Raw genomic sequence first — 6313 nt, forward strand, 5'->3', positions numbered from 1 at the left:
TAAAATCCTACACCCAAAAAACTAAGCGGAGATAATAGCGAAGACTTTAGCGAATGGTTCGTGAGACACGAACCAAGGCAGGGCTTTAAGGTAAAATAGTAATTGTAAGTAAACTAAAATAATATTGCATATGGGAAATAAAAATAAGTTATTGCCCCAACAGCGTAAAGAACTATTACACACATTAAAAGCACGTTTTGAAAAAAACATGAACCGGCATAAAGGTATTGAATGGGCGAAAGTACATGCAAGACTGGAATTGACTGCCGAAAAACTTTGGTCGCTGAATGAAATGGAAGACAGTGGCGGTGAACCGGATGTTGCTGACTATGATAAAAAGACCGGCGAATATATTTTTTATGATTGTGCTGCAGAAAGCCCTAAGGGCCGCAGAAGCGTTTGTTACGACGATGAAGCACTGGAGAAAAGAAAAGAATATAAACCTAAAAACAGTGCTGTGGAAATGGCAGCCGGTATGGGCATTGAGCTTTTAACAGAAGAACAATACCGCTATTTGCAATCCCTTCAAAAGGCAGGAGAAAATTTAGATACAAAAACATCAAGCTGGATAAAAACACCTGATGCTGTCAGAAAACTTGGTGGTGCCCTTTTTTGTGATTACCGCTACGGTAATATTTTTGTGTACCACAACGGAGCAGAATCTTACTATGCTGCCAGGGCATTTCGTGGCTGTGTAAGGGTATAAGTTTTACAGGCTGTTGTTATTAGTTTTGCATCAACAAAGATTTTACAAAAGCAGGATAATTTTGGTATTTGCGAAAGATTGGCTGAAATTGATGTAGATTTTAAATCAATAGCAAACAAATAATAATTTCAAATGGCAGAAAAAAAATCAAAGCTGGCTGTAATAAAAACAAAACCAACCACTGCAAGCGCAGAAGATTTTATCAATAGTCTTCCAAATGAACAAAAACGCAAAGACAGTTTTGTGCTTTTAGAAATGATGACAAAAGCAACCGGGGAACTGCCCATATTATGGAGCAACTCGATAATAGGTTTTGGTATTAAAAGATATAAAAGCCCCACTACTGGCAGAGAAGTTGATTGGCTGCGTATAGGATTTGCTCCCCGTAAAACCAATCTGTCAATATATATCAGCGTTGGTATTATGGAACATGCAGCTGCTCTAAAAAAGCTGGGCAAGTATAAGGCTGGTGTTGGTTGCCTCTACATAAATAAGCTGGAGGATATAGATATAAAAGTGCTGAAGGAAATGATAACTGTACCACTAAATAAAAAATAAAATACTTTTTTAAATGAGTTAACTTACTGTTGAAGATCTAGTAAAACTATCAATAACTAAATAGCATGAATTCTAAAGTTGATTTTTATTTTAGTAAAGCCAGTTGGCAGAAAGAACTGGAGCAATTGAGAAAGATTGTTCTTAGCTGTGGGCTTACCGAAGAATTGAAGTGGGGCTGCCCTTGCTATTCGTTTGATAAAAGCAATATCGTTTTGATACATGTGTTTAAAGAATACTGTGCGGTGTTATTTTTTAAAGGAGCGCTTTTAAATGATGCCAGCGGCATACTGATACAACAAACGAAGAATGTGCAGGCAGCCCGCCAGATCCGTTTCACCAATGTAAAGGAAATAGTTAAGCTGAAAACTATTTTGAAAGCTTATATTTTTGAAGCCATTGAAGTGGAAAAAGCAGGTTTAAAAGTGCCGCTTAAGAAGACGGCTGAGTTTTCAATGCCGCAAGAATTTAAAAATAAATTAAATAAAAACGCTGCCCTGAAAACTGCTTTTTATGCATTAACGCCGGGGCGCCAAAGAGGGTACCTGCTGCATTTTTCCGCACCCAAACAATCCAAAACCCGTGAGTCGAGGATTGAGAAATGTATGCCGCAAATTCTGAATGGAAAAGGATTAAATGATTAGTATATTCAGAGAGAAAATAAATCAATCAAACTTTAAAATATTATACCAATTAGACATTGAATCTATCAGATTAAAAAAATGTCAGGTTGAGCTTGTCGAAACCGGTGCAATGTCAACCCGCCTTCGACAAGCTCAGGCTGACAGTATGATTTCAGTGTCTAATTTGTATTAACTCACTTTGCGTTCCGCAGGTTCAAATCATTAACATAAATTAAAAGGGAAGTAATATTTTTTGCAACTGCAGCTGTATTTAAACAATGATTAAAAAATACGATAAATGGCGATTTGTAAGCTAGCAACACAGACAACAACAAACAAATAATAACGTCAAAAGAAATAATTGATATTATTCAGAATGGAAAAGATATTAATAATAAAAAATACTATATACAGAAAATAGAATTTTTAAAAAATAATTACTTCGAATTTTTTAATAACAGCTGCAGATCTTCAATAGTATTTATCTCTGCTGCCTTTTTATCTTTTCGCCAGCGTTTTATTCGGGGAAAACGTAAAGCAATTCCGGCTTTATGCCGGGCACTTTCGGCAATTCCTTCAAAAGCAATTTCAAAAACCAGCTCAGGTTTTACAGTGCGTACAGGGCCAAATTTTTCAACTGCATTTCTCTTAACAAAATTATCCACTTCTTTTATTTCTTTATCGGTAAGACCAGAGTAAGCTTTGGCAATGCTTAATAATTTATCGCCATCTTTTACTGCAAAAGTATAATCAGTATAAAAATTACTTCGGCGGCCTGCACCTTTTTGTGCATATATCATTACGGCATCAATACTGTAAGGTTCAATTTTCCATTTCCACCAGTCGCCCCTTTTACGGCCGGTATTATAAATGGAAGATAATTTTTTAAGCATCAACCCTTCGCTGTTCATTGCCCTTGATTGTTCTCTTTTAATTTGCAGATCTTGCCAGCTATTAAATGATATCACAGGTGACAAAAAAATTGTGTTGTTTTTGGGTAAAGCATTAATTAATTTTTCTAAAACACTTCTTCTTTCCGCCAGGGTTTTTTCACGATAATCTTCATATTCATATTCCAGTAAATCGTAACAGTAAAAACCAATGGGTATTTCCTCCTGTTGTTTTTTACTAACTGTTTTTCGGTTAAGCCTTTTTTGCAGGCTGTTAAAAGATTGCACCTGTTCTTTATCAACAGCTAAAATTTCGCCATCTATCACACAGCCATTGGGTAAAATATCAATTAATTTTTCCAGTTCGGGAAATTGATGTGTTATTAATTCTTCTCCCCTGCTCCATATAAATAATTCATTTTTGCGTTTAATAATTTGTCCACGTATGCCATCCCATTTCCATTCTGCCTGCCAATGTTCAGCAGCACCAATAGTATTAATATCCTGCTCCATTGGGTAAGCCAAACAAAAAGGATAAGGCTGAGAAATATTAGTTGCGCTATCAGCTCCTTTAATTAAATCTGTATAATTTGTTTGGCCGGGCAACCACTTGCCCATTAAACTATGCATTAATTTATTGGCTTCAATACCGGTTTGTTTTGCAATGGCATTTACTAGTAATTTATGCGATACTCCTACCCTGAAACTTCCACCAATTAATTTATTGAAAATTAGTTTTTCCTGCACCTCCAGGCCGCTCCATGCATTAAGCACATATTGTTTTTTTATTTCGTCGCTTTGTTTTGCCAATGCTGTTAGTTCATTTATCCAGGCTGCAATATTTTTTTTAATTGTTTGAGAAGGTTTGGGTAATATCAATGCAATGGTTTCTCCTAAATCTCCTACTGTATGATAGCACTCTGTAAATAACCACATCGGAATATTCGCAATTTCTACAGCCCACTCTTTTAACAGTGCCGTATTAATACTTCTCTTTGGACGCTTACCCGTAAATAAAGCCACCAGCCAAATTTTATCTTCCTCGGAGGCTTCGTTTAAATAATGCACAATGGCATCAATCTTATCATTTGTTTTATTACTTATTTCTAACTGCTGAATGAAGGCTGCAAATTTTTCCATAATTTATTCTGCAATTTTTTCAGGTTCGGCAATCATTTCATCATCTTCCTTACCATATTGTGTTGCAACTTCTGCAGCTTCAATCCCAATTTCATTTAAGTATTTACTAAAGATGGCAGTGCTGCCATGTGTTACAAAAACCTTTTGTGCACCAGTGGCTTTTATTGCAGATAATAAACCGCTCCAGTCTGCATGATCGCTTACGGCAAACCCTGCATCGGCAGCCTGCCATCTTCGGCTACCCCTTACCTGCATCCATCCACTGCAAATTGCAACAGCAGCATTGGGTATTTTTTTTATAAGGTTGGTACCCAATAAGGCAGGCGGCAAAATCACAATATTATTTTGCACATCCGCTTTATTCATCTCCATATTTATAATTTGTGTTGCAGGTAATATTATGCCGCAACTTTCAATAGCAATATTTAAATTATTAACAGCATTATGTACAAATATTTTTGCTGCACCTTCTAACCCTTTCATCAGGCGCTGAGCTTTACCCAGGCTATAGGCAATAAAAACGCTGGTTTTATTTTGTGCCTGGTTACCAGCGATCCATTTTTTAATATCATCAAATAATTTTTGCTGCGGCAGCCAATTGTATATGGGTAACCCAAAGGTGCTTTCCGTAACAAATTCATTACAGCGCACCGGTTCAAAAGCAGTACTTAATCCATCATACTCGGTTTTATAATCTCCGGAAATTACTGCAACATATCCTTCATATTCCAAACGTATTTGCGCCGAGCCAACTATATGCCCGGCGGGATGCATGCTTAGTTTTACACCATTAATAAAAACAGTTTCATTATAATCCATAGTGCTGATGCTTAAATCAGCATCTATACGCAAGCGCAAAATGGGGGCGGTAAATTTATGACACAAATAATGTTTACTTCCCCATCTTGCATGGTCGGCATGGCCATGTGTTATCACTGCATGGTCAACAGGCAACCAGGGATCAATATAAAAATTCCCTTTTGCACAAAATATTCCCCTGTTAGTAAATGTAATAAGTTGCAATTTTTTAATTATAAAGTGAATTCCTGTTTAACACTAGAAAGCCTGCTTTGTTTAATCAAAAGTGCCAATATACTTAAGAAACTCTTTGAGTTATTTATTTATTATTTATTTGGCTAAAGCCGACAATAGCCATTTGCATTACCACGTAAAGGCGTGGTAATGCAATGAAATACAAAAGGGGCTTTAGCCAAATTGTAGTGTGCTAAGATTAATTCAAACAGCTTCTTAATTATCTTTTTTTACAGCAGACTTTATTTTTTGTACTGATTGATTTTTTTTCTTACTTATTTCCGAAGCTTCGTCCAGGGAATGACTGATATGAATATCATTTTCTTCTTCGGCAAGATCTGCAAGCTTGATGTAAAAATGCTTGAGTACTTTTAAGTCTTCGTCTGTTAAATCTTCAACATCAATTAAGCGGTTGCTTGCTTTTTCGCTGCTGGCAATAAGCTCATTTAATTTTAACTGTATAGCCAATGTATCTTTATTTTGAGATTGCTGAATAACGAATACCATTAAAAAAGTAATAATGGTAGTTCCGGTGTTAATTACCAATTGCCAGGTATCCGAAAATTTAAACAGCGGGCCGGTAACTGCCCAAACAATTATAACGGCCAAAGCACTTATAAATGCAGCAGGCGAGCCGGTTGCATGTGTTATAACTGCAGAAAATTTATCGAAATAACTTTTTTTATTTTTTTGAGGAGGAGATTTTTTTTGCATTGCAAATATTTATATGTGGTTAAAAGAAAAAATTATTATTTTACTTTCTTTTCTAATAATTAATAACAAATAATATTTGCTTAAATACTTAACACAATTGCAATATCGACAAACTGTAAAGTAAATAGCTATGGGTGCAAAAAAATATTTTATACATTAAATTATCATCTCGTCTTTCAGATAAGTAATTATTTTAAATAAAATTGAGCTTACTCCCTACTATTTTCGTTATTGAATTCTACTTTTAAAGGCGCTATTTTTAATAATGCAAGTTTATTATCATGCAACCCATTACCAAACCAAACTTTACCCACAGCCGACCATAATTCCTGCATTTTCTTTTTATCTTTTACAATTATTGCATTTCCGTAAATTACTACATAATCACTGTCTTTCGGGTTACCATAACTTATCATTACGTTACCGTTTACAGGTATGGAATTTAGTTTATCGCTGCACTCATTTGTAAAAAACCAAAGGTTACCTTCTTTATCTACATGCGTTGGTACAATAGCACGTTCCTTTAATTTTCCATTACCTTCTTTAGTTATGAGTATTCCGGTTTTCATGACTATAAGGCCATTTTAGTTTTCATGTTGGGATTAATTTCAGTTTTCATTATACATTCTTTAATTTTAAAAAAATACTGAAAT

The 6313-nt window shown here is 35.2% G+C and carries 7 protein-coding genes; 3 read left to right on the plus strand and 4 right to left on the minus strand.

Going from position 1 to position 6313, the window contains the following annotated elements; genetic code table 11:
- The first annotated feature begins 130 nt into the window (after window positions 1-130).
- The 3 genes from ACY65O_RS06160 to ACY65O_RS06170 all read left to right on the plus strand — a co-directional run bounded on the left by ACY65O_RS06160 (window position 131) and on the right by ACY65O_RS06170 (window position 1905).
- Window positions 131-706: a DUF4256 domain-containing protein gene (locus ACY65O_RS06160; protein ID WP_462219976.1), complete on the plus strand. Its 576-nt coding sequence runs from the start codon at window positions 131-133 to the stop codon at window positions 704-706.
- Between the two features lie 132 nt (window positions 707-838).
- Window positions 839-1264 carry a DUF1801 domain-containing protein gene (locus ACY65O_RS06165; RefSeq protein WP_462219977.1) on the plus strand — a complete coding sequence of 142 codons (426 nt, stop codon included), beginning with the start codon at window positions 839-841 and terminating at the stop codon, window positions 1262-1264.
- 65 nt (window positions 1265-1329) lie between these two features.
- The gene (locus ACY65O_RS06170; protein ID WP_462219978.1) at window positions 1330-1905 is read left to right on the plus strand and encodes a YdeI/OmpD-associated family protein; all 576 of its coding nucleotides are present in this window, start codon (window positions 1330-1332) and stop codon (window positions 1903-1905) included.
- Window positions 1906-2321: 416 nt separating this feature from the next.
- Here ACY65O_RS06170 and ACY65O_RS06175 read toward each other — a convergent pair whose 3' ends face one another.
- The 4 genes from ACY65O_RS06175 to ACY65O_RS06190 all read right to left on the minus strand — a co-directional run bounded on the left by ACY65O_RS06175 (window position 2322) and on the right by ACY65O_RS06190 (window position 6229).
- Complete coding sequence (locus tag ACY65O_RS06175) at window positions 2322-3914, minus strand: ATP-dependent DNA ligase (protein ID WP_462219979.1); 1593 nt, start codon at window positions 3912-3914, stop codon at window positions 2322-2324.
- Window positions 3915-3917: 3 nt separating this feature from the next.
- The gene (locus tag ACY65O_RS06180; protein WP_462219980.1) at window positions 3918-4937 is read right to left on the minus strand and encodes a ligase-associated DNA damage response exonuclease; all 1020 of its coding nucleotides are present in this window, start codon (window positions 4935-4937) and stop codon (window positions 3918-3920) included.
- Between the two features lie 225 nt (window positions 4938-5162).
- Window positions 5163-5660 carry a low affinity iron permease family protein gene (locus tag ACY65O_RS06185; RefSeq protein ID WP_462219981.1) on the minus strand — a complete coding sequence of 166 codons (498 nt, stop codon included), beginning with the start codon at window positions 5658-5660 and terminating at the stop codon, window positions 5163-5165.
- A 209-nt stretch (window positions 5661-5869) separates the two neighbouring features.
- Entirely contained in the window at window positions 5870-6229 is a 360-nt protein-coding gene (locus ACY65O_RS06190) for a pyridoxamine 5'-phosphate oxidase family protein (RefSeq protein WP_462219982.1), read from the minus strand.
- Window positions 6230-6313 lie beyond the last annotated feature (84 nt).

Origin of the sequence: Ferruginibacter sp., from assembly GCF_031430955.1 — a bacterium.
Classification (GTDB): Bacteria; Bacteroidota; Bacteroidia; order Chitinophagales; family Chitinophagaceae; genus Ferruginibacter.

Bases quoted from the DNA above. Each gene is read 5' to 3' on its own strand.
- ACY65O_RS06160 (WP_462219976.1), top strand. From the start codon at position 131: ATGGGAAATAAAAATAAGTTATTGCCCCAACAGCGTAAAGAACTATTA.
- ACY65O_RS06165 (WP_462219977.1), top strand. From the start codon at position 839: ATGGCAGAAAAAAAATCAAAGCTGGCTGTAATAAAAACAAAACCAACC.
- ACY65O_RS06170 (WP_462219978.1), top strand. From the start codon at position 1,330: ATGAATTCTAAAGTTGATTTTTATTTTAGTAAAGCCAGTTGGCAGAAA.
- ACY65O_RS06175 (WP_462219979.1), bottom strand. From the start codon at position 3,914: ATGGAAAAATTTGCAGCCTTCATTCAGCAGTTAGAAATAAGTAATAAA.
- ACY65O_RS06185 (WP_462219981.1), bottom strand. From the start codon at position 5,660: ATGCAAAAAAAATCTCCTCCTCAAAAAAATAAAAAAAGTTATTTCGAT.
- ACY65O_RS06190 (WP_462219982.1), bottom strand. From the start codon at position 6,229: ATGAAAACCGGAATACTCATAACTAAAGAAGGTAATGGAAAATTAAAG.